At 55.0% G+C, this 23066-nt stretch carries 20 protein-coding genes, 1 tRNA gene and 1 pseudogene; 16 read left to right on the top strand and 6 right to left on the bottom strand.

Translation table 11 applies throughout. The annotated features are described in order from the left end of the window. The first annotated feature begins 71 nt into the window (after positions 1–71). Both GSR16_RS12350 and GSR16_RS12345 read left to right on the top strand, forming a co-directional pair. Positions 72–1202 carry a GNAT family N-acetyltransferase gene (locus GSR16_RS12350; protein ID WP_240902476.1) on the top strand — a complete coding sequence of 377 codons (1131 nt, stop codon included), beginning with the start codon at positions 72–74 and terminating at the stop codon, positions 1200–1202. 63 nt (positions 1203–1265) lie between these two features. Then, positions 1266–1356: transfer RNA gene (locus tag GSR16_RS12345), tRNA-Ser, on the top strand. Positions 1357–1685: 329 nt separating this feature from the next. Here GSR16_RS12345 and GSR16_RS12340 read toward each other — a convergent pair. After that, positions 1686–2540, bottom strand: coding sequence for a ribbon-helix-helix domain-containing protein (locus tag GSR16_RS12340; protein WP_124643827.1), 855 nt, complete (start codon positions 2538–2540; stop codon positions 1686–1688). Positions 2541–2868: 328 nt separating this feature from the next. On the opposite strand from GSR16_RS12340, the gene GSR16_RS12335 reads away from it, so the two are divergent. Beyond that, positions 2869–3081 carry a helix-turn-helix transcriptional regulator gene (locus GSR16_RS12335; protein WP_338024027.1) on the top strand — a complete coding sequence of 71 codons (213 nt, stop codon included), beginning with the start codon at positions 2869–2871 and terminating at the stop codon, positions 3079–3081. 311 nt (positions 3082–3392) lie between these two features. Next, positions 3393–4058 carry an inovirus Gp2 family protein gene (locus tag GSR16_RS12330; protein ID WP_159877794.1) on the top strand — a complete coding sequence of 222 codons (666 nt, stop codon included), beginning with the start codon at positions 3393–3395 and terminating at the stop codon, positions 4056–4058. 225 nt (positions 4059–4283) lie between these two features. On the opposite strand, the gene sgrR is transcribed toward GSR16_RS12330, so the two are convergent. Both sgrR and GSR16_RS12320 read right to left on the bottom strand, forming a co-directional pair. Continuing rightward, on the bottom strand, positions 4284–5993 hold the full coding sequence (gene sgrR / locus GSR16_RS12325) for an HTH-type transcriptional regulator SgrR (RefSeq protein WP_159877792.1): 1710 nt from the start codon (positions 5991–5993) through the stop codon (positions 4284–4286). Positions 5994–6230: 237 nt separating this feature from the next. Then, on the bottom strand, positions 6231–7175 hold the full coding sequence (locus tag GSR16_RS12320; RefSeq protein ID WP_159877790.1) for a helix-turn-helix domain-containing protein: 945 nt from the start codon (positions 7173–7175) through the stop codon (positions 6231–6233). Between the two features lie 90 nt (positions 7176–7265). Here GSR16_RS12320 and GSR16_RS12315 point away from each other — a divergent pair, with 90 nt between their 5' ends. Beyond that, positions 7266–8510: a DUF1479 domain-containing protein gene (locus GSR16_RS12315; protein WP_159877788.1), complete on the top strand. Its 1245-nt coding sequence runs from the start codon at positions 7266–7268 to the stop codon at positions 8508–8510. Positions 8511–8724: 214 nt separating this feature from the next. Here the strand turns inward: GSR16_RS12315 and GSR16_RS12310 are convergent, their stop codons facing one another. Further along, positions 8725–9570 carry a LysR substrate-binding domain-containing protein gene (locus GSR16_RS12310; protein ID WP_159877786.1) on the bottom strand — a complete coding sequence of 282 codons (846 nt, stop codon included), beginning with the start codon at positions 9568–9570 and terminating at the stop codon, positions 8725–8727. A gap of 132 nt (positions 9571–9702) precedes the next feature. Here GSR16_RS12310 and GSR16_RS12305 point away from each other — a divergent pair, with 132 nt between their 5' ends. Together GSR16_RS12305 and GSR16_RS21485 are read left to right on the top strand one after the other, a co-directional pair. After that, on the top strand, positions 9703–10101 hold the full coding sequence (locus tag GSR16_RS12305) for a nuclear transport factor 2 family protein (protein ID WP_159877784.1): 399 nt from the start codon (positions 9703–9705) through the stop codon (positions 10099–10101). Positions 10102–10345: 244 nt separating this feature from the next. Further along, positions 10346–11208: pseudogene (locus GSR16_RS21485) on the top strand (IS3 family transposase); the annotation flags it as partial. 177 nt (positions 11209–11385) lie between these two features. Here the strand turns inward: GSR16_RS21485 and GSR16_RS12290 are convergent. Further along, the gene (locus GSR16_RS12290; protein ID WP_159877778.1) at positions 11386–12099 is read right to left on the bottom strand and encodes a Crp/Fnr family transcriptional regulator; all 714 of its coding nucleotides are present in this window, start codon (positions 12097–12099) and stop codon (positions 11386–11388) included. A gap of 635 nt (positions 12100–12734) precedes the next feature. Between GSR16_RS12290 and wecB the strand changes: the two genes are divergently transcribed. The 7 genes from wecB to GSR16_RS12255 all read left to right on the top strand — a co-directional run bounded on the left by wecB (position 12735) and on the right by GSR16_RS12255 (position 21043). Then, a complete protein-coding gene (gene wecB / locus GSR16_RS12285) occupies positions 12735–13907 on the top strand; it encodes a non-hydrolyzing UDP-N-acetylglucosamine 2-epimerase (protein ID WP_205677425.1) in 1173 nt (390 codons plus the stop codon). A 71-nt stretch (positions 13908–13978) separates the two neighbouring features. Then, positions 13979–15511, top strand: a complete 1533-nt coding sequence (locus tag GSR16_RS12280) for a glycosyltransferase family 2 protein (RefSeq protein WP_159877776.1) — start codon at positions 13979–13981, stop codon at positions 15509–15511. Further along, on the top strand, positions 15508–16521 hold the full coding sequence (locus GSR16_RS12275) for a bactofilin family protein (protein ID WP_159877774.1): 1014 nt from the start codon (positions 15508–15510) through the stop codon (positions 16519–16521). The genes GSR16_RS12280 and GSR16_RS12275 overlap by 4 nt, the downstream gene beginning before the upstream one ends. Continuing rightward, positions 16518–17477 (top strand): hypothetical protein, encoded by a 960-nt coding sequence (locus GSR16_RS12270; RefSeq protein WP_159877772.1) that lies wholly within the window; start codon positions 16518–16520, stop codon positions 17475–17477. Before GSR16_RS12275 ends, GSR16_RS12270 begins: the two co-directional genes overlap by 4 nt. A gap of 2 nt (positions 17478–17479) precedes the next feature. After that, a complete protein-coding gene (locus GSR16_RS12265; RefSeq protein ID WP_159877770.1) occupies positions 17480–19354 on the top strand; it encodes a polysaccharide deacetylase family protein in 1875 nt (624 codons plus the stop codon). Beyond that, positions 19347–20210, top strand: a complete 864-nt coding sequence (locus GSR16_RS12260; protein WP_159877768.1) for a YaiO family outer membrane beta-barrel protein — start codon at positions 19347–19349, stop codon at positions 20208–20210. Before GSR16_RS12265 ends, GSR16_RS12260 begins: the two co-directional genes overlap by 8 nt. 68 nt (positions 20211–20278) lie before the next feature. Further along, positions 20279–21043, top strand: a complete 765-nt coding sequence (locus tag GSR16_RS12255) for a hypothetical protein (protein ID WP_159877766.1) — start codon at positions 20279–20281, stop codon at positions 21041–21043. A gap of 147 nt (positions 21044–21190) precedes the next feature. Here GSR16_RS12255 and GSR16_RS12250 read toward each other — a convergent pair whose 3' ends face one another. Then, entirely contained in the window at positions 21191–21508 is a 318-nt protein-coding gene (locus GSR16_RS12250; RefSeq protein ID WP_159877763.1) for a BON domain-containing protein, read from the bottom strand. Positions 21509–22068: 560 nt separating this feature from the next. On the opposite strand from GSR16_RS12250, the gene GSR16_RS12245 reads away from it, so the two are divergent. Next, positions 22069–22305, top strand: a complete 237-nt coding sequence (locus GSR16_RS12245) for a hypothetical protein (protein ID WP_159877761.1) — start codon at positions 22069–22071, stop codon at positions 22303–22305. A gap of 83 nt (positions 22306–22388) precedes the next feature. Continuing rightward, positions 22389–22952: a BPSL1445 family SYLF domain-containing lipoprotein gene (locus GSR16_RS12240; RefSeq protein ID WP_205677424.1), complete on the top strand. Its 564-nt coding sequence runs from the start codon at positions 22389–22391 to the stop codon at positions 22950–22952. The last annotated feature ends 114 nt before the right edge of the window (positions 22953–23066 follow it).

Genomic DNA, 23066 nt, shown 5'->3' with positions numbered 1-23066 from the left:
TGAACACAACCATGGGTTTGGATAGCGTCGATTTTACCCCAAGAATGCGCACTTGCCTGAAAGGAAACCACGTGAATCTGCATCTGGCCGATCAACTCAATGCCCTGGATGCCGCAGATTGGGACCGGCTGGCCGCTGATGCCGGCCTGTTCATGCAGCGGCATTGGTTGACCGCCTTGCATGACAGCGGCTGTGCCACCGCGGCCACCGGCTGGCAGCCCTTGCCCATCTGGAGCGAGCAGCACGGCCAGCTGCAAGGCCTGGCACCCGCCTGGCTCAAAAGCCATTCGCGTGGCGAATATGTGTTTGACTGGGCCTGGGCCGAAGCCTGGCAACGCGCCGGGCTGGACTACTACCCCAAGCTGCTGCTGGCCTCGCCCTTCACCCCGGTTACCGGCCAGCGCCTGCTGGGGGAGGCCCCGGCGCGGGCCGCGCTGCTGCAAGGTCTGCAACAGGTAGTGGCGGATCATCAACTCTCCTCCGCTCACATCTTGTTTCCGGCCGAGGACGAACTGGCACCCATGCAGGATGCCGGCTGGCTGCTGCGCGAAGCCGTGCAGTTTCATTGGCAAAATCAGGGCTATGCCGATTTCGACGCTTTTCTGGCCGCCCTGTCGCAAGGCAAGCGCAAGAAAATCCGCCAGGAGCGGCGCAAGGTACGCGATGCCGGCATCAGCATACAAGTACTGCGCGGTGCAGAAATTACCGATCAGCACTGGCAGTTCTTCGAACGCTGCTACCGCCAGACCTATCTGGAACACCGCTCGCCGCCATATCTCAACCTGGATTTCTTCCGCATGGCAGGGCGTTTACTGTCCGGCCACTGCGTTCTGTTCATCGCCAGCAGGGGAGATCAGCCAATTGCCGCCAGCTGGTGCCTGCAAGACGGCGGCACTCTTTACGGCCGTTACTGGGGTGCGCTGGAAAGCGTGGACTGCCTGCATTTCGAGCTGTGCTATTACAGCGGAATCGAATACGCCATCCAGCATGGACTGCAATGCTTCGAAGGCGGTGCGCAAGGCGAACACAAACTGGCCCGTGGTTTTACCCCGGTCATCACCCACTCGGCACACTGGATCGCCCATCCGCAATTCCGCCGTGCCATTGCCAATTGGCTGGCGCGCGAGCGTGAAGCCATCCGCGATTACCGCGCCACGCTTTTTTTGCATGCCGCTTACAAAAATCCTTGCACAGCTGCTTAAGGGCTTATATACTGCGCAGCCTCTGAGGCCGAAACGCAGTAAAGACAGCCTCAGCAGCCATCTGGAGAGGTGGATGAGTGGTTTAAGTCGCACGCCTGGAAAGCGTGTTTAGGGTAATACCCTAACGGGGGTTCGAATCCCCCCCTCTCCGCCAGATACCTACATTAAAGCCCTGATTATTCAGGGCTTTTTTGTTGTCTATTTCATCTGTCCTGCATAAAAACCTACATTAAACTTCTCTCCTAAACTGAGCATTTTCTGATGACGGCCGTTTTGCTCAACTTGATGCGTAGCCTGTTTCCAAGATATGGCAGGTAGTGAGTGGGCCCAACGGCGCTGCTACCAATGCCTGGTTGAGCGTTCTGTGTGTCTTATCCAGTTTGAATCTAATTGATCCAGCTCCGCTTCCTTGGCGGTGATATCGCTTGGCAAGCTGGAGTGGCAATAGTCATTCCAGCTTGCCAACATTGTTGGATATTATCCTTAATCCAATAAGATGCTTCTTTTACGAATTTTTTCTGAGATGTATGTTTCTTTTTCAGCCTCTGCTTTTATTAATACCTCTATTATTTCTGCCCTGGTTAGATCATATTTCTTTGACAATCCGTCAAGAAGGTAAACTGTATTTTCAGAAAGAACAAAGTTATATTGTTTTTTGCCGATCATGTTTTGACGGTACTTGCGTTGGCGCCACGCTACTTTAATTTTTTCAATTGATAATTCTATCCAATCTTCATTTGGAGCTATTTGCTCGAAGAGCTGAATAAGGTCAGGGATGCTTCTTACTGCAGGTCCGTGCTGGATTTGATAATGGGTGTGGTCTCTTATCCATGTCCAAGCGAATTGACATCTTTCATCATCTTCTTCATCATTTTTAAACCAATCAAAAATGCGATCTTTTTCTTGCTGTATATTCCATGCGCTTTTTGCACTTTCAATTATGTTAAGTTTTGATCTGTTGTCAGTGTTGAGTGCATCAATTAAAGATATAACCCGATTTCTCCCTGTTAAAAGTGTTGGCATTAAATTTTTGTTGTAATTTAACATGCTACAGAAATATCCAGTAAGCCATTTTACTTGCCTTTCATCATCGGTTATCCAGGTTAAATATACATCTGGAAGAAAACCGTTATTTGCATAGTTTACGGCGGCGGTTTTAAATTGCGGCTCGCTTTCAAGTATATCGGCCATTTTTTTTCTTATTTTGGGGCCGTATTCATCGCTATTCAATCTCGGGTTTAGGATGTTTAGGAAAATCCATAGCCAGTTTTCAAATCGGCTATTGGTTTTATCTCCGCCAAAAATTTGCGCTAACTTATCATCTCTAGTTATTGACATTGCATATCTCTAGTATATCTCTAGTAGTTGCCTAGATTATTTAGTGATTAATTTAAAGTGCTTTATTGAAGGGTTCAATATGCTTAATAGTATATTCTTAGTAGTAAAATTTTAGCAATATCTACTTTTTACTTGGCTTGTATGCAGGTAGACACTTTTCGTTCTCGAAACAGAGCTGGGTTTTTGAGCCTTCCTCTTGTTCTTTGCCACGATTGCTCAGAGAGTTCTTGTGGGGGGGCTTGAGACACCTTCAGTTTTCTTGCTAGTCGCGACGATATAGGTCTTGGGCTGTTATGTGATGTGAGTCAAAAAAATACAACGGTTGCACATGTTCTGGACTAATACGCAAGGTAACCAAAGCATGAAAATTTTAAGACTTAATGCAGTCATGGAAATGACTGGGCTGCCGCGATCGACTATCTATCTATACATGAAGCAGAAAGTATTTCCTTCGCAGGTAAAGCTGGGGGTGCGTTCGGTGGGATGGCTGGAAGATGAAATTAGCAGTTGGATTGAAGAGCGGAAATGTGGACGGGCCTGATTGGCCCGTTTTTTATTTCTACGTTCTGATATTTTTGCAGAGTGAAATGGTGGGGGTGGAGGAGGGTTTTCTGGTGGGTTCTTGCTAGATGATGCATCTTTCCCCAAAGCTTTTTGTAATTTTATTTCTAGGTAGTAGATATATTAAAGACTGAAGCTAGTCTGAATTGCAGTCTCAGGTTATGTGATTGCATTTATTCAGCTGTGGATGGTGTGGCATGTTAGCTAATAAACTAGAAATTAGATGAAAATATTTACTAGATTGCAAGGTGCTAGCAATCTACTTGCTTGGACTTGATTTGTGAGGTGCTTATGAGTACTAGACTTAGAAATCCGTATAATACTAATCAAAAATTATTTGAAGAGAACTGGTTTAATGGCTTGCCGGTGTACTTGAGACGTGGTCCGCTGGTGTTGGAATATCTGGAGAAACTGTATCAAGTAATAAATAGGGCATTTTCAAGTAGCTCCCGTGTGTTTGCTTTTCGTGTGGAATTACGGTTCCCGGAAGGAACTGCTTGCGATGTGGCTGCGTTAAGCAACCATGTCTTGGTTAAGTTTATTGCCTCTTTCCGGGAGAAGATCAGCTACAACCGTAGCTGTGCTACTGCTCTTGATCCGTATGCGCATGAGGCAATGCTGCGCTATGTGTGGGCGAGGGAAGTAGGGGAGTGCGGGAGTGTGCATTACCATTTGCTGATCATCCTGAATGGTCATGCGTTCCATACCCTGGGTGATTTCAACTCTGAGCAGTCCAACAACTACCACCGGGTACATGAGGCCTGGGCAAGTGCGTTGGGCTTGAGTAGAGAGGAGGTGAGTGGATTGGTGCACTTTCCTCAGAATGCCGTGTATCGGGTCAATAGGGGGGATCAGGTAGGTCTAGAGCAGCTATTTTATCGTGCTAGCTACCTGTGCAAGGCGGATACCAAGGTTTTTGGTAACGGATGGCATGGATTTGGGGCAAGCAGGGGTTAGCAAAGCTATCTTACAGTGACAGGGCAGGTCGAGCCTTTGTGCTCTAGCGCTACCATTCAGACCAGAAGGGCCGAACGGTAGCTGCGGCCGACCAACTGACGGTGCGTCAGTCAGGTCGGCGACAGTTCGGCCAAAGCGGTCCGTGAGAATGGCAGGGAGTAACGACCGGTTTACATCTAACTTCGGACAAAATCTGATCGACACCTCTCCCCCAAGTGATAGGCATCAACGATGCCAAGCTGACTTGAAGTCAAACCAGCCCAGCGCATTGAGCTTCAAATCCTGCATGCCATCGCTGACTTGTAGGCGTAGCCGGTTATGAAAGAGGGGAAGTAGTGTATGTTGGCTGAGAACATGCGCGGTTAAATTACCTGCATCCAGTACTCCTCTGCGCCATTCACTATGTAAGTCAGTCACCTGGTGGTTCTGAGCGTCAAAAGCCGCATTACGTACCAGTGGGGTCCCTAGTAGCCAGGCAGGAATGGCGTAGTCGATATCGCTGGTAAAATTGACTGAGCCCAAATACATATCAAACCCGCCAAGCCCTTGCTGCCAGTCAGTAAAGCTAATGCTGTGGCAGCTTACTTTGATCTGCGCAGCAGCCAAGCAGTCCTGAATCGCCTGGGCAATTGCGGGGTAGTCAGGCTGATCCTCAGGATAAGCCAGGTTCAGCGATAGTGCGCCATGCACAGGCATTCCCACCACTTCATGTTGCTGACGCAGGTGAAACCATTGCGGCAGCAAGCTGCTTGCCACCGTCCAGTATTGCCGCACATCCAGAGGGATATGCTGAATAAGTAGTAATGGAGAAAGTAGATGGGATAGTTGCTGACGCAAAACCTGGCTACGCAGGAGAGCTGAGCGTGAATCAAGCAGTACAAAATAACAGCCTTGTTCCGCCTCCATGGCGTACGCTTGCTCTGCACTGGCCACGGGTGAAACCTGCACCTCCAGCCCTTTTGTGGATTGCTGTTCCGACCTCTGTTCCACGCCTAGCTCGGGCAATATCCAGATATCAATCTCGTCCAGCAAGGCACGGTAACCAAAGTAATCATCAAAAGCCTGCAGACTCAAGTGAAGGTCATCATTGGCATTTACCTTGTAGGGACCGCAACCAATTGGGTGCGAGGCGAATTCTGGGTTTTGAGCGTGGCTTGATGGAAGGAGTAATGCCGCACTGTCTGCCAGCAAGGTTGGAAGCCGCGCATCCTCTTCATTTAGCACAATACTGATGCAACGCGGAGTAAGTGCCTGGACTGTCTGGATATGTGAGAACAAGGGAAGTTGTCGCAGTCGCAGCAAACTGTCTTTTACATCATCTACGCTTAACAGGCGACCATCATGCCAGCGTACGCAGGGGCGAAGGTGAAAGTGCCACTCCAGGGAGGAGTGCTGGTGCCAGTGATGCGCCACATCCGCTTCGACTTCCCCTTTTTCCTCATTCATGACAGTTAGCCCGCTATGAATCTGCCGAACGAGATGGCGCTCGGAACGGCGCAGATCCGTACCAGGATAGAGGCTGGGTAATGCGCGGTAGTAAGGAATACTCAGTACCTGGCGGTTGTTCCGCCAATGTTGGCCAAGTTGCTGCAGCAAAATGGTCGCTAGTGCTTGTTTGTCATGATCAAGCACTTCCAATGCCTGTTCTACTTTCCCCTGTCCCAGCAGCGAGGCTGCACTATCACGTCGCAAGTTCTCCGGCTTGCAACAGAAGCGTAGCCTGGAACGTCCGCCACGTCCGGCTTGAGCTTGCCACTCCAGCCAACCCTGTTGCTGCATACCGTTTAGCACATTGCGCATATGCCTACGGGTACAGCAGGCAATATCGGCCAATTGCTGCAACTGGGTATCAACTTCCTGTCCGGAAAAATGCTGATAGAGCCTGTGGTACTGCTGGGTAAGCCGTTTCGGGTGCATAAAAGAGGAAATTTTCAAATTAATTTCAGCAATTTAATCATGCCTGTTTTTAGGGAAAGATACAGCATCTTGACGCTAAGGAAACCTCCCCATGAAAACAGCAGACACAATGGCTTATTACGCCTCCTACTTGTCCCGAGTCATGCCGGATAACAGCAGCAAAGTCCGCTGGGCCTTACTTCAGCTGGAGGAGTTCATGCCACCCACGGCATCGAATCCGTCAGTCAGTGCAGCACCTGACAAAGCAGAGTCGGATTAGTCAGCATTTGTTGTGTTATGCCCCAGGGAATACGGCCTGCGCTTTAAATCATCAGCCTGCTCAGCTTCTGGTGCTGACCGGTCGGTGAAGGCCTTACGGTACTGCAGTGGTGTCATGTGCTTGAGACTGCGGAACTGGCGATTGAAATTGGCGGTATTCGGATAGCCAGACTGCATGGCAATGCTGGCTATCGACAAACGGGTATCCACTAACAATTGACAGGCATGCGCAATGCGGATGCGCATGAGGTACCGACTCACACTCTCCCCCAGATGCTGCAAGAAATAACGGTGCAATGAGCGCGAGGACAAGCTACCTGCAGCAGCCAACTGCTCAATGCTTAATGGCTGGGCGAATTGGGCATCAATCATGGCCAAAATCCGATTGATTCGTTCCGGCTGATGTCCGGACGGCCTGCCCATGGTTTGAAATGCGGTGGGTGACGCGAGTGGCGTACCAACCTCATCAGCCAGCAGACACAGGATGTCCAGCGCCGCCATCAACCTGCGTCTTGGCAGTGCAGACAACAACTCATCCAGTCGCTGCTGCATCAGTGCTGCCGCATCCGGCCCAAACGACAGACCACAGCCCGCATGGCGCATCAGGCGCAGTAGCGGACCATACTCCGGGCAACAACTAGCCAGCCGTCTGGCCCAGTCTCCATCAAACCACAGCACGACCGCCACCTGATCCTCATCAGGCGCAATCGACGTATTGGAAGACCAGCTATGCGGCAGATTCGGTGGCAGCAGCACCAGGTCGTTGTTGCCGTAGTCGGTGATTGAGTCGCCGATATATCGCTTTCCCTGACTGTTCAAGGTCAGTGTCAGCTCATATTCGGGGTGGTGATGCCACTCGAAAGGAATATGTTGCAGCCGGCGGTGGTAAACCCGTAGCGAACACCCTTCAGCCAGGGTGACATGCTCGAATGTAGCTTTCATGGCAGATCAGGCAAATAACTTGGCTTAATCGTATCACATCTGACAAACGCCCTGTTTTATGCTGGCTCCTCCACCAAAGGAGACAACAAGATGCATACCCTGCACATCGAGGATTTACCCAATGCCATTCGTGCGGCCAAGCAGCAGCTACGCGCAGCCTTGCCCAATTACCGCGAAGTATTTAAGGAAGTAGAAACAGACATGCGTCGACAGGCCGCCATCTTGCAGGAAGAGAAGGAGCGCGGCCTGTCAGTCATTCCGGAAATCAATTACGCCGACATCGCTGGGGACAAGGTAGATCCTCGTCTCAGCACTGCGATCAAGACTCGTGGTGCATGTGTCATTCGAGGCGTATTTGCTGCAGAACAGGCCGAAGAGTGGGATAAGCAAATCGGCCACTACCTGGCTGAGAACAATCTGGATGAACGTCTCAAATACCGGGCAGAAGATAAGTATTTTGGGGAGCTCGTATCCAGCAAGCCACAGATCTATGGTGTCTACTGGTCGCAACCCCAGGTAGAGGCCAGGCAGTCCGCAGAGCTAACTCGGGCACGCGTATTCCTGAACCGCCTGTGGCTGAGTGAAAGTGAAGGGCAGCGTCACTTCGATCCAGAGCAAGTACCCAGCTATGCTGACCGCTTGCGGCGACGCCCTCCTGGGTCAGCTTCGCTGGGACTTTCAGCACATTGTGACGGTGGCTCGGTGGAACGCTGGTTAGACGAGAATTTCCGTAAAGTGTACCGGCACGTATTCAGTGGCAACTGGCGGGACTATGACCCGTTTGATGGCGCATACCGTACCGAGGTCCGCGAGGTTCCTTCGCCTGCTGTTTGCTCGATGTTTCGCACTTTCCAGGGTTGGACAGCTCTGACACCTCAAGGCCCTGGTGACGGTACCTTACAGCTGATCCCGATTGCCAATGTGATGGCCTATTTATTATTGCGTGCCTTGCAGGATGATGTACCTGAGGATGATTTGTGCGGAGCCTTGCCTGGAAGAGCACTTTCCATCAAACCGGAGTGGCATCAGGCACTGGATGGTGCTTTGTCATCCATTCCGCAGATGCAACCCGGCGATACCGTCTTCTGGCATAGCGACGTCATTCACGCGGTAGAAGATGAACACCATGGTAGTCACTGGAGCAACGTCATGTATATCGCGGCGATTCCGGGGTGCGCCAAGAACGATGAATACCTGGCCCGCCAGCTGCCAGCGTTTCTCCAGGGAATGAGCCCACCTGATTTCCCGGAAGATAATTTTGAAGTTAATTTTGTTGGCCGTGCCTCAGAGGGAACGCTTTCCCTGCAAGGAAAGGCACAGCTCGGATTCAAATGAAGTTCTCTCTTGTCTCACATTGCGCTGCCTTCGGGCAGCTTTTTTTTTGAAACTTACTCCCGACTGTGGGTATTACAAAACATCTATAGCTATTTCCAGATGACTGGTGAGCACAGTAAAGCTGCCGATTGCCCCCAACCCAGATGACCGTTATGGCCGAAACTAAACCACTCTCCATGACCTGGTCTTAGTGGGAACCCACGATGAAGTAGTCTTAGACCAAGGCATGCAGGGTTTTGGCTAGTAGGTGTAGTTTTGGAAGGTCCGCTGATGAAGCTGGCGTCACCAGATAGTAGCCATACTCACCGCTATGCCACTGGGGAAATGGCATGACCAAGGTGCCCTGGCTCAGCTGATCCTGAAATAATCGTGGGTCTGCCAACGCAATACCGTAACCCTGAGTGGCTGCATTGACTGCCGCGTCCAAGGAATCGAAAAACAGGTGCTGCTCCGGCATGGGATCCACCGCATATGTTTGCCACCAGGATTGCCATTCTTGCTGGCTACCATTGGCGTGGATCAGTCGATAGTGAGCCATGTCCGCTGGCACCTGCAGATCCAACGACAGCTCGGCACTGCACATCGGGGTGAGTTGCTCGGGAAACAACTGCGCTGCCCTCAGTCCTTCCCATTGCCCATTACCGCGCGCAATCATGGTATCAAAATCGCCACTACCGAACTCCGGACGATCAATCACCGTGGTGCTGATTTCCAGCTGGATACCAGGCAAGCACTGTTGGATGGCATCCAGCCGGGGCAGGAACCAGCGCAAGGCAAAGGTGGAAGGCAAACGTAGCCGGATACGGTCTGGCTGTTGCTGGGAAGTCGAGAAAAAACTGTTCAGGTCGCCCAGCGCTTTGCTCGCCACGGTATACAGGCGCTCTGCATAAGGAGTCATGCTCATGCCGCTGGGGGTGCGATGGAATAGCACCTGCTGATAAAACTGTTCCAGTTGTTGAATCTGGCGACTAACCGCCCCCTGGGTACGGCATAGTTGCCGAGCCGCTCGGGTGAGGCTTCCCAGACTCGCCACCGCGACAAAGGCTTGCAAGCCCATCATGGACGGCAAAGGCCGGGTCAAGATAGCAAGGGGGTATGCATCCTTTGCATCCCCTGGTTCAGAATTAGTCGATATGCCGCTCACGATCATCCTTGCTAAGGTCTGGCTTCCAAGCAGAAACAGGTGAGTCCGATGTCTGAAGCAGAAGCAAACAAATTTGCCGGGAAACTGAAAGAGTACCTGCACCAACTTGAACAGGGCAATGTTGATGGCGTGGTAGCCTTATTTACCACCGATGCCCGCATCTACTCGCCCTTGCTGGGCTGGGTAACTCCCCGGCCGTTTTACTCAAAATTGGCCGATGCGTCAGGCAATAGCAGCATTACCTTGCTGGACCTATTTCAGAGCACGCAAGGCAACTGCACCGCCAATGCCTATTTTCGCTATGACTGGGTATTACGAGACGGTAGTAAGGTTAGTTTCGATTGCGTCGATGTCTTTGACTTTAATGCTCAAGGCCTGATCGAGAAGCTAGTCATTATTTACGACACCCATCAGATACGTGCGGACTTGGGAGATCGGTTTGCATAGTGAAAATTCCAGATATGGTTCGCAAGCGTTGCAAGTAGCGTAGCCAAAGAAGTCAGGATAGTCACCACAAAAGACTGGCTGCTTCATTCAGCGATGCAGCCAGTTTTCGCATTCACAGTAAACGGCAGCTTCGGCCGACCAACAGTCAGTGAGTCCGCCAAGTAGACGGTAGTTCGGCCAAAGCAGTCTGTCAGTACGTTGCTTTGCATGACTGGTTAACACAATAAACCGGACAGGCCCTCCCAAAAAAGCCGTGAAGCCGGCTCTCAGTCGTGAGCTGGCCAACTTCCTGATCGACGCGTACCGCGTCAGCATTCGTCGCGCCACCGCCGTCGTTCAACTGCGGCAGGCCACCTATTTTTATCGCCCACATCCGCGTGACGATCGTGCAGAACGGCAGCGAATCTGCGAGATCGCCGCCACCCGCATTCGTTACGGTGCGCGCCACATCCACATCCAGCTGCGGCGCGAGGGCTGGTTGATCACTCACAAGAAGACCTATCGGATCTATTGTGAGGACGGCCTGAACCTGCGGCGCAAGCGGCCCAAGCTGCGGGTGGCGGCCGCGCATCGACAAACCCGGCCGGCCGTCTCCAACTTGAACGCGTGCTGGAGCATGGATTTCGTGGCCGATCAGCTGTTCAATGGCCAAAAAAACCGGGCGTTAACTGAGTGGATAATTTTAGCTGGGAGCGCTTGGCGATCACGGTGGATTTCGCGCTGAAAACCGCGGACGTGGTGGCGACCATGGCGCGCGTACAAACCCTGCGCGGGATACCGTAACGGATTCAGGTCGATAATGGCAGTGAATTCATTTCGTTGGCGCTGGGTCAATGGGCTTATGAGCACGGCGCCACGCTGGACTTCTCGCGGCCAGGAAAACTCACGGATAATGCCTTTATCGAGTCGTTTAACGGCAGCCTGCGGGATGAGTGCCTGAACGTGCATTGGTTTCTGTCGTTGGATGAGGCACGTGACAAAATCGAGTGCTGGCGGCGGGATTGCAATGAGTTCAGGCCGCACAGTTCGCTGGGCGACCGGACTCCCAGCGAGTTTCGGCTAGCCCATCTTGAAGCCGGAAATATCCAACTTAGACCGCTCGGTTAGTTGGGAGGAGGTCAGTCCATCGGAGTCGGATGCACTAAGCGTCAGCTCTATGGTGCTTACCAGTCTGGATGGCTATAAAGCCGGGGCTGTTCACAGTTGAATGCGCTGGGTGCCTCAGCCTCATCCCAACAACCATTTCCAGCCCGGTCATGCTGTAAACCTTGCACAGGCAAGCATTCACGTTGACCGCAGTTGTGGCAACAAGCGCTCGTACTCCTTTTGCACCACCGCATAGCACTCACATGTGCGGGATTCCAATATCGGACGGTCCAGTACACGGATATGTCCGCGGGTGTAGTTGATGATTCCTTCGCGCTGCAGGTTCAGTGCGGCATTGGTCACGCCTTCTCGGCGTACACCCAGCATGTTGGCAATTAACTCTTGCGTCATGTGCAGTTCGCAGCCATCCAGCCTGTCCAGGCTGAGCAGTAACCAGCGGCATAGCCTCTGGTCCAGCGAATGGTGTCTGTTGCATACTGCAGTTTGTGACATTTGGGTAATCAGTGCCTGGGTGTAACGCAGCAAGAGATGCGTGACCGGTAGCGAATGCTCGAATGCTTCCTTGATGTTTTTGGCAGGCAGGCGGTAGCCATATCCCTCACTCAGGACCACTCCCCGGCTTGGCGTTGACTCACCTCCCATGAACAAGGAGATGCCGACAATGCCCTCATTGCCGACCACGGCAATCTCGGTGGAATCGCCGTTCTCCATCACGTAAAGCAGTGAGACGATGGCTGTCACTGGGAAATACACATGGCTGAGCTTGTGTCCCGACTCGTAAAGCGTTTTGCCGAGCGGCAGTTCCACCTGTTCGAGAAAGGGCCTGAGGTGCAACCACTCCGCCTCTGGCAAGGCGGTGAGCAGACCATTGGCTGGGCATGTCTCTAACATTTACCACCTCCATATATTAAATCAATTGATTAAATCTCTATTAACATAATGCACAAATTGCACAATGTATGTGTGCCAGCGAACACTGCGACGTAGTGGTGGCCTGACCGCCAGGAAATGGCTATGTGTGCCAACAGACAGACTCTGTGCATCCTGTGCTTGAGCATCCGGCTTCAGATCACGGAGAGAACCCAGCATGCAGTCAGGCCTCATGCCGGGGCTGGCAGGGCGTCCGGCAGCATGCCTGTCACCAGGAAAGAAGGCAGGGCCACGCAAGCTCAAGCCCTGACGGGACGGGGTTTGCCGGGATGTGTCCAGCCCTGCGGCTGTTGTGCGCGAAGATGGCGCACCGCGTATGGCCACCCGCTGCAGCATGCTGGCGTCGGGCCGGGGGCAGGTGGTCATGACACGGTTCCGGCCATAGTGAAATGCCGTTGTTGAAACCGTAGTTAGAGGAGGAGACCTTGCCAGGCTGGAACAATTGCGTGCTTATTTTAAGAAATTTGTTGTGAATGAATAAATAAAAAATTAATAAAAAGAGGGTTGGAGGCAGTACAAGTCGGCGGTACATCCCTCGCACCTGATCAAGGTGCATGTCTGATGTTCGGTAAAGGTATTCAGCGAAGGAGATTGGCGTGATTACAGTGTTGACGATATTTGGTACCCGGCCAGAAGCCATCAAGATGATTCCGGTGGTGCAGGCGCTGCAAAACTGCCCTGGCGTGGTCTCTCAGGTATGCGTGACCGGTCAGCATAGGGAGATGCTTGATCAAGTGCTGAACTTGTTCGACATCAAGCCGGATCATGATTTGCAACTGATGCACAAGGCACAGGGCCTGGCCCCGCTGACGGCCTTGCTCATCCAGGAAATAGACAAGGTGCTGGATCTGGTCCGGCCGGATGTCGTCCTGGTGCATGGCGATACGGCCACCACGCTGGGCGCGAGCCTGGCCGCCTTTTATCGCAAGATTCCGGTGGGGCATGTCGAGGCCGGCTTGCGTACCGGTGACCTGACTTCGCCATGGCCGGAGGAGATGAACCGCCGCGTGGTGGATACCCTGGCCTCCTGGTATTTCGCCCCGACCGAGGAGTCTTGCAGCAATTTGCGGCAGGAAGGGGTGGATTCGGACCGCATTTTCATCACCGGCAACAGCGTGGTGGACACCTTGCTGCTGACGGTGGACAAGCTGCAGCGCCAGCCGCAGTTGCAAGCCAGGATGAACGACAGTTTTGCGTTTTTGCGTTCCGGGTCGAGGATGATCCTGATCACCGGCCACCGGCGCGAGAGCTTTGGCGAGAAGTTCAAAAATTTTTGCCGTGCGCTGATCCTGCTGGCCGAACGCTATCCGGAAGTGGAACTCGTCTACCCGGTCCATCTGAATCCCAATGTGCGCGAGCCGGTATACGCCTTGCTGTCCAGTGTGGCCAACATTCACCTGATCGACCCCCAGGAGTATCTGCCCTTTGTCTATCTGATGGTGCGCTCTTACCTGATCATTACCGATTCTGGCGGCATTCAGGAAGAAGCCCCGGCTCTGGGCAAGCCGGTGCTGGTCACCCGCGATACCACGGAGCGGCCGGAAGCCCTGGCGGCAGGTACTGCGCGGCTGGTGGGAACCGAAACCGACAGCATCGTGCAGTCCGCCAGTGAATTGCTGGATGACGAAGCGGCCTACCAGCATATGTCTCAAGCCCACAATCCCTATGGCGATGGGCATGCCAGCCAGCGCATTGCTGCCATCCTGTCGTCCTTGCTGGTGGGGACGTCGGCGCCAGAAGTGAGCACCGCAAATGTGATGGGGGGATGAACATGAGCCGATGCCTCCGGATATGTGCTGGTCTGTTGTTGGGTATTTGTTGCGCGCTGCCTGGTTTGGCCATGGCAGGCCTGAACGCAATGGCGGGGCCGGCTCCGGCCCCGCTGGCTGATATGGGCAACAAGGCCGCGTTGCAGGCCTTGCCGGCGGCGGAGGCACCGGACATCGATGCCAGCTTGCCTGCGGTGTATGTCCGCGGTGCTGAAGAAAACAACGAGCTACGCCGCACCCAGCAGTTGATCAAGGATCAGATCGAAGAGGCCCGCCTGCGTACGGTGGGCAAGGAGGATGACCCCTTGCTGCTGCGTCGGGGGCCCGGGTCTGGCGTCTGGGTGATACGCACGCTCACGCTGCTGCTGTACAGCATCGTCTTGCTGATCGTCATTTATGCGGTGCGGCATATGGTATTCACGCTGAACCGCCTGTTTGGTCAGCAGCGCCATCCGTATCTGGATATCGAAACGGCAGAATGGCCGCGTGTGACGGTGTTCATTGCCGCACATAACGAGGAAGCCGTGATTGCCGATGCGATCGAGGCGCTGCTGGAGACGGATTATCCGGCTGGTCGCCTGATCATCATGCCGGTCAACGACCGCTCCACCGATGGCACCCGCGACATCATCGACCGCATTGCGGCAAGGCGGCCCGATGTGATTCGCCCTTTCCACCGCACGGAAGGCAAGCCCGGTAAGGCGGCCGCACTGAAAGATGCAACCGCCCTGATCGATACCGGAATCTTCATCGTGTTTGATGCCGACTATATACCGGGGCGCGGCCTGATCAAGCAACTGGTTGCACCATTTTTCGATCCCGAAGTCGGTGCTGTCATGGGCCGCGTGGTGCCCTTGAACCCGGGAACCAACCTGCTGACCCGCATGCTGGACATGGAGCGGGCAGGGGGCTACCAGGTAGACCAGCAAGCCCGGATGAACATGAGACTGGTGCCACAATACGGCGGTACGGTGGGCGGTATCCGCGTGCTTGCACTGGAGAGTGTCGGCGGCTGGCATGACGATGTGCTAGCTGAGGATACCGATCTGACCTACCGCTTGCTGATTGGTGGCTGGCTGACGGCCTATACCAATCGCGCGGAATGTTACGAGGAAGTGCCGGAAAGTTGGCCGGTTCGGGTCAGGCAGTTGATGCGCTGGACGCGCGGTCATAACCAGGCGCTGGTCCGCCATGTGGGACGGCTGCTGACCACCAAGGGTGTGCAGCAGCGTGAAAAGGTGGATGGCTTGCTGTTGCTGGGGACGTATGCCATGTCGCCCTTGCTGTTGCTGGCCTGGGCCATGACGCTGGTGCTGTTCTTCTTCGACAGCATGTTGCCCTCACCGGGCATCCTGCTGGTCATGGCCCTGGTGTGCTACAGCGCGATGGGCAATTTTGCGGCCTTTTTCGAAATCGGCGTGGCCTGTTATCTGGATGGCAGTGGCAGGCGCTTGCGGATTCTGCCGTTTTCCATCTTTGGTTTTCTGGTCAGCCTGGTCACCATTGCCAGGGCAACGCTGCAGCAATCGCTGGTCGAGCCCTTTCAGAAAAACAGGGCCTTGCACTGGGACAAAACCAGGCGCTACCGGGGGATAAAGGCATGAGCCCACTATTTTATGTGCTGGGTGTGCTGTTGCTGCTGCTGATTCCCTTGCTGCCCGGATTCCTGGAGCTGTATCAGAAAACCGATATCGCGGCCCTGGGCATCAACCGCTTGCACACCGGCAACGCCAATATTTTTGCCGTCAATTATCGCCGTCACCTGAGTGCGCTGGAGCAGAAGGGGCAGGGTACGGACTGGGTGGCACGCTTTGCCAGACTGCAAGCCCAGCAAAGACCCGTCATCACGGAGGAAGTGCGCGCGCAGGGCTATTTGCGCATTCCTGCCGGTTTCCATTGCCTGACCGAAGTGTATTGCAACGGCGATATTTCAACCGGAATGGGCGTCATCCTGCGCAGTGCCCTGGCCGAAGGCAATCTGAACCTCGGGGTGAACAACACGATATTGCGCTGGGCTGGTGCACAGCGTATCCGGGTGGCATCCGATTGCAGCCTGTTTGGCCGCCTGGTGGCAGACAAGTCGCTGTTCATCGACGGCGCTGTCAGTTTTCAGCGCATTCAGGCACCGCTGATTTTGCTTGGCTGCGGATGGGACCGGAAACCGTCGCCCCCTCCTGCCATGGAGGTGGACATCAGCCGTTTGCCCGACACCCTGTTTTATAACGCAGCCATGCGACGTGCCGTTGTCGCCGGAGATGTCACCTTGCCGGCGCACAGCTTGTTGCGGGGCAATCTGGTGGTGCGCGGGCAATTGCTCATTGGCGATGGCTGCTGCATAGACGGCAGCATCAAGGCCGGTGGCAAGGTGTATATCGGCAACAATGTCGTCATCAACGGCTCGGTGGTTTCCGATCACTCGGTGGACTGCCTGGCGGCTTGCCATATCACCGGCCATGTCGTGGCAGCACGGCAGGTGTCGATTGGCGCAGGCGCCGTGCTGGGCCGGCCGGATGCCGCCATCAGCCTGTCTTCCCGCTTTGTCTTGCTCAAGCTGCCGATGGTGATTCATGGAACCGTCTGGGCACGCAAGCGCGGAAAGGTGCTCGGACTATGAAACGCTTGTGTTTGCTATTGGCCATGTGGGCGATGTCGACCACCACCTGCCTCGCCGGAGGCGAGCTGCAGCTGCCGGGCTATCAGCTGGACGATGGCGCCCTCCTGTTGCAAAAGGGGGGCGGGGTGGTCGACCCCTACTTTGCCATGAAGGCATTGCTGACGGCAGAAGAGCTGGGTTTGCACACGCATGCCGTCACGGATGCCTGGGTTGCCTGGCTGGCGCCAAGGCAGGAGAGCAATGGCAGCTTTCCCCGTTTCGCGCAGCAGGCCAACGGCATCTGGCGACGCTCGGCCAATGCCGATGCCGACGACTCAACGCTGGCCTTGTGGATTTCATTGCTATCCCGCCGCTACGACCGGCAGGCCATGCCCGCCGCCTTGCGCGCCTCGCTGCTGCGTGCCCGCAAAGCCCTCTGGCAATTACGCTGGCTGGATGACGGGGTGTACGAATACGCCACGGGCTCGCATCTGGCTTATCTCATGGACAACGCCGAAGTCTACACCGCCCTGCGCGATGACTGCCTGCACGCCAGATACAGCTGCCAACGCATGCGGCAGCTGGAAAAAGCGCTGCCGCTCACCTTCTGGGATAAAGACCAGCGGCACTGGCGCGTGGCAACACGTAATCAGTCGCCAGCGGCCTTTTACCCGGACGTGGCAGCACAGCTGTTTCCGCGCTTGGCAGGCCTGCCAGCCCCGGCCGGTCAGCCTTCCTTTGATGACTGGGTGAAGCAGGAAGGCCTGCCCTGGCTGCAGCAAGACACGCTCAAACTGGATTTTCCATGGGGTGTGCTGGTGCTGGCGGCACTCAAGGAAAAACGCCTGGATGTGGCGAATACCTGGTTGCAAGGTGCGCTTGCCGCACGTGACACGCATCACTGGAACATCCTGGAAGAAACCGTCCTGCTGGGTTTGCAACAAGATGTGGAACTGCAGAAGTTCCAGGGAGGCTGAACATGAGCAGATTTCGATCCTGGCCGCATTGGATATGGTGGTCATTGCTGATGGGTCTGGTTCTGGTCGCCGTTGCCGGCTGGCATCTGCGACAGCAAAAAGTGGCGCCGCCACCTGCTGCCTTCATCGCACTGTTGCTGCCGGATCAGCTGGACAGTCACAAATACACATTGGCCTGGCAGGACGCAGCCAGCGAAGCCGGTGTGTCCATGGCCCAGATCACCGCCAGCGAGCTGGTGGCGATGGATGCCGCCCAGCGTGCCCGCATTCGCGGGATTGTGCTGCCTGACAGCATTCATCGCAGCATCAGTGCCGCCCTGGCCGGGGTGCTGGAAGAGTACGTACACAATGGCGGCGCCTTGTGGATCAACTACGACGCGGCCACCGAAGATGCCGGCGGTCGTTTTCTGGACAAGCCTTCCCTGGCCAGGCTGGTGGGGGTGGACTACCTGCTGTACCAGGAAATGGGCAAGGCCATGGTGCATGGCGACCAAATGCTGATGTCTGCACAAGCCGTACAGGCACTGGGTATTGCGCCGGGGCGCTTTCAAGCCACCGGCTCCGACCCGGAGGCAATGTTGCAGGCCGCCACCTATGGCTATGACAAGGAGGAGTTCAGCCACTTGCTGACCCGGGGGCTTTTCCCCGGACAAGTACTGGCTACCAGCAAGGATGGCTCGCTGATTGCCGGTCTGCGCCGTTACGGGCAGGGCCAGGTGCTGTTTGTCAATTTGCCGGTCACCTTTTTACGCGTGCGTACCGATGGCCTGTGGCTGCAGTCTTATCTCCGGTTCTTCAATGGCCACATGCTGCAGCTGCCACAGCTGGCCTCGGTGCCGGACGGGATCGGTGGCCTGGTCATGAACTGGCATGTGGATGCCAACAATGCGCTGCCTTACATGTCGATGCTGGAAGGCCTGGGTTTCCTGAAACAGGGGCCTTATTCGGTCCATTTCACGTCCGGCCCGGACAACAACAGTCCGGGTGACCGCCTGGGGATGGATGTGGCGCATAACATCACCGCCCAAGGCTGGATCCGCCGCCTGCATCAGCTGGGCTACGAGGTCGGGGCGCATGGTGGCTGGGCACACAACTATTTTGCTTTCAACATCAATGAGCATGACGGCTCGAAGTGGACCTCCTACCTCGTCAACAACAAGAAGGACCTGGAAAATGTCACCCATCAGCAATTGACCGAATATTCCGCCCCCAATGGCCATCACCCGCAGTGGGTGACCAACTGGCTGCGTCGTAACGGCGTGCTGGCGTATTACTTTGTCGGGGATTCGTCGATGGGGCCGACCCGCGCCTATATTGACCCCGACGACATGCATGGCCGCCCCTGGGCCTTTCCCGTCTCCGCCAATGGCGATGTCGCATCGTTCGAAGAAGCCGTCCGCAACAAATTCTCCGAGTCACAAATGAGCGCCTGGTTGGAAGCCATGACCGGTTTCACCGTCCGGCAGCGCGAGGTGCGACTGGTCTATTTCCACCCTCCCGGGGTCTACTTTTATCAGAACACCGCCCGGCAATGGCTGGAGCAGACCCAGCAGTTGCGGGAGCAAGGCGTGTTTCGCTGGTACACGATGACACAGCTGGCGCGCTTTCTGACCCAACGCGAACAGACCGTCTGGCAGGTCATGCCCGTGGCGGGAGCCAAACAGCCGTGGATCACGGTCAACGCCCACAATCCGGCATCGCTGCAACATCAAAGCTGGCTGTTGCCCAAGACGAAGGCACGGCCAGTGCTGCTCAGTGGCGTTGCCAGCATAGAGGACCTGCCTGATGCCTGGCGCATTACCGCCCGCTCAGGCAAGGACCTGCGCTTCGAATATTTGCAGCCGACCAGCACAGCACAAGGAGCAGGGCATGATTGATCGACAACGCGCAGCATGGTTAGCAGTTTGCCTGGCATCACATGCGGGCCTGGCGTGGGCCGCAGAAGAGGAGCCAGAGGCCGAGGCGGGGATGGTTGAAGAAATGGCGGCACCGGCAGAAGCAGCGCCCGACACCGCCTACGCCCAGGCGCGCAGCATAGAGTTGGGTTTCACGCACTCCCATTTGAGTGCCAACAATCCCGGTTGGAGCGGCGTGTACGTGTCCGGGGTATGGCAAAGCAGCCCCAGCAATGTGTTTGACCTGATTGCCGAGCAGGCCAGCCGCTTTGATGAACATGGTGTCGCGCTGAATGGCGGCTGGAATCACGACTTCAGTCCCGACTGGTTCGGCCGGCTGGAGCTGGGACGCAGCAGCAGCGGCACGTTCTGGCCCGGCACCCATTATGGCGTGGCACTCAATCGCAAATGGCTGCCGGAACGCAATCTGGTGACCGGCCTGGGCCTGGCCTACAACGACAACCGGCAAGGCTATAGCGACCGCATCCTCACCCTGAGCATGGCTTATTACTTCAGTGCGCCATGGGTGGCAGAAGCCGGTGTGCACTATACGATCAGCAATCCCGGGGCGGTGGAGTCGGTACAAGGCTTTGCTGCGATGACTTACGGGCGGAATGCCTGGCGGCTGGTGACGCTGGCGATTAACGCCGGCGGGGAGGGGTATATGCCGATCGGTAACAACCAGCCCCGCCAGTTATTCAATAGCCAGCTATATCAACTGAGCTGGCGCGAGTGGGTAGGCAAGCACTGGGGCGTTCATGCCCGAGCCGAGTTTTACCACAGCCCCTATTACAAGCGCAGCGGCCTCACCACCGGCGTATTCTGGGATCTGCCATGAAAACACAGCAAGGCCTGGACGGGCTGACACCACTGCGCAGCACCGGACATGGCGGCGGGATCATCCAGATGCATCGCGCCATGCGCACCGAGTACTTCAGCCCTATGCGCTGGGCCTGGATTATCGGTTTTCCCCTGTTGTGCAATCTTTTGACACTCAAGCTACTACCCGAGATTACCGGCGGATGGTTCGTGCTCACACGCTGGAGCATCGCGGTGATCGGTAGCATGGCGGACGTGTCCGCGCTACGCGTGCAGGCAGGCTGGATGCCCCCGCTGGTATTGCCCTGGCTGGAACTATCCGCAACAACGCCATCGTTCTGGCAGAGCTGGGCGAATGCACTTGCGGCCTTGCTGTTATGGCTGCTTTCTTTTGTCATCAGCCCGGAGCGCATGCCGGCACGGTATGCACTGCGCCTGGTCGGCATCATCCAGGCCTGTTCCTGCCTGTATTTTGTCTTGATGCCCGCTGCGTTCAGTCACTCACTGCCCGATTATTTTCATACTTGTCTCAAGTTTGTCCTGCTGCTGATCTTTCTAGTGCCATGGATACATGCGCTGACCTTTTACATTCTCGACAAGCCCAATTGGCACAAAGTGCTGCTGACACTGCTGTCGCTGACTTACATTTACCTGGAGGCACCGCTGCATTATTTCGCCGCTGCATTGCTGCTGCATTTTGGCTCGCTGTTGTTCATGCCATTGCTTTTCATCCTGGGCAGCCTGATGGTCGAGGTGCTGTTGTTGATTGCACTCTATGGTTGGGTGATGAGCTGGGAAGGCCAGCCAAGCCGTCAGGCGGAGCTGCCGGGCTTCGATGCGAATGACCCCTGAAGCACCTGCAAGCCGGAATGTTGCCGCTGTGCATGGCCGGCGGGGTGTTGCGCGCGAGGGGCAGGGCTGATGCTTCATGCCTGGTGCTTGGTGCCTGGTGCCGGGCGCATCCTGCCCCATTGGCAGGATGCGCCCAAGCATGCTGCGCTAGCGGGGCATCACGGTCAGCTTGTTGTTAACGCCGATGACGGACTCAACCGTCGAGGCCAGTTGCGCCGCGCGGTCAGATTGATTCTGACGATTGACCGTACCATTCAGATCCACAATACCCCGCTCGGTACGTACATTAATGGCTAGTCCTTTAACCCATTTGTCCCGCGCGAATGCCGTGCGAACCTTCTGGGTTGTGAGTGCATCGTCCTGATACTGCTGCACGCTGTAGGGCATGGTTTCTTCGGCATGCAGCGGCATGCTGCCCAGCACTGCACCCGCCAGAAACACGATAGTGGTGAATTGGTTTTTCATGATATCTCCATGGATCAAGTGGTCGGCATTTCCATATTCCACGGCCGTTCAGGTACTTCCAGCAGACAAGCAAATTTCAAACAGTCACCTTGGCAGCGGTTTTGCTTCCATTTTCAGCCTGTCTGGAAAATAACTTCACTTCAGGTATTTGCCATCGGGCCGTGATGATGGTGCCGTCTGGCGCCTATATTGCATCCTTGGTGAAAACTGAATTGATGCTGAGGTTTTCCTGAAAAACCTGATCAACTACATGCCGACATGTAGTCATGACTACACGCTTTGATTCTGATCCCTGCCAAGCGGATATTCTGTTCGCTGTCACACGTATATTGACCTTGTTGCACCGTGCACGGCATTGGCGGTGAATTTTCAGCCATTTCCCTGTGTATTTCGTCCTGTGTTGTGTGTACTTGCGCACAGATGCCTGGTGCCATGTCTGGCACTGTCATGCTTGCTGGCTGATTTTATGGCGAGCTATCAGCCCGTAAGGTGACACATGCAAGATCAGCATTTTTTTGCAGACTGCCTGTGTATTGATTTTCAATCACCGGAGTCTTTACATGCTCAATATATTCTTGTTGTCGATGGTGCTGAGCGGACATCCCGCCCAAATCGTGCTGGCGGAAGCGGATACGGCAAGCACTACCGTGCCGATGACTTCTGCCATTGTCCAACGCCCCGAGTCCCCCGGGGATCAGCCTGCTCCAGAGCCCATGACTGATGCGCAGCGTGCAGCAGCAGATGAATATGCCGGAAAAGTGATTTCCGCATATCCCGAAAATTATCGCGGTCACTGATCTGTCCGCTGCCAAACACCACTTTCATGCTTATACGGCCTTTTGCCATAAACATGCATCGTGATATCTCCTGGAGAATTCTCATGAACAAACGTTTCTGCATGGCCCTTATGCTGGGTGTCCTGCTGAGTGCCTGTACCACCACCATGCCTTCGCAACAGGCCAGTAACATGACAACCCGGCAGGCAATTGATGCCGACTCCGCCGCAACGCTGAACAATCTGTATCGTCAGGCCAAAGGCTCGCGCGAACTGGTGGCAAAAGCCAAAGGCGTGCTGGTATTTCCATCGGTACTGACGGCAGGCTTCATGGTAGGTGGGTCATATGGTGAAGGGGAGTTGCGAATCGGAAACCAGCCTGATGGTTATTACAAAACAATGACCGGCTCGTTTGGTTTTCAGGCCGGGGCGCAATCCAAGGCCATCATTTTCCTGTTCATGACCCAGGACGCGCTGGATCACTTCCGCCAGGGCAATGGCTGGACGGCTGGTGTTGATGCCAATGTTGCCGTGCTGACGATAGGGGCCGATGGATCAGTTGATACGGAAACTGCCAAGGCACCGGTCATTGGCTTTGTCATGACGAATGGCGGGTTGATGTTCAACATTTCCTTGCAAGGAACAAAAGTTTCCCGGCTTGACCCCTAACGGTTTGGGCAGGAAGTCTGGTATTGATCATTATTATGTGGCTTGCTGCACAGAGCTGTATTTGACAAGGGCTCATACTGTTTTCATGCCGGGTGTGATGCATTTTCTGATGCC

Origin of the sequence: Aquitalea denitrificans (assembly GCF_009856625.1) — a bacterium.
GTDB lineage: Bacteria > Pseudomonadota > Gammaproteobacteria > Burkholderiales > Chromobacteriaceae > Aquitalea > Aquitalea denitrificans.
The sequence above is the reverse complement of the archived record's forward strand: the minus strand, read 5'-3'. Positions and strand labels throughout refer to the sequence as shown.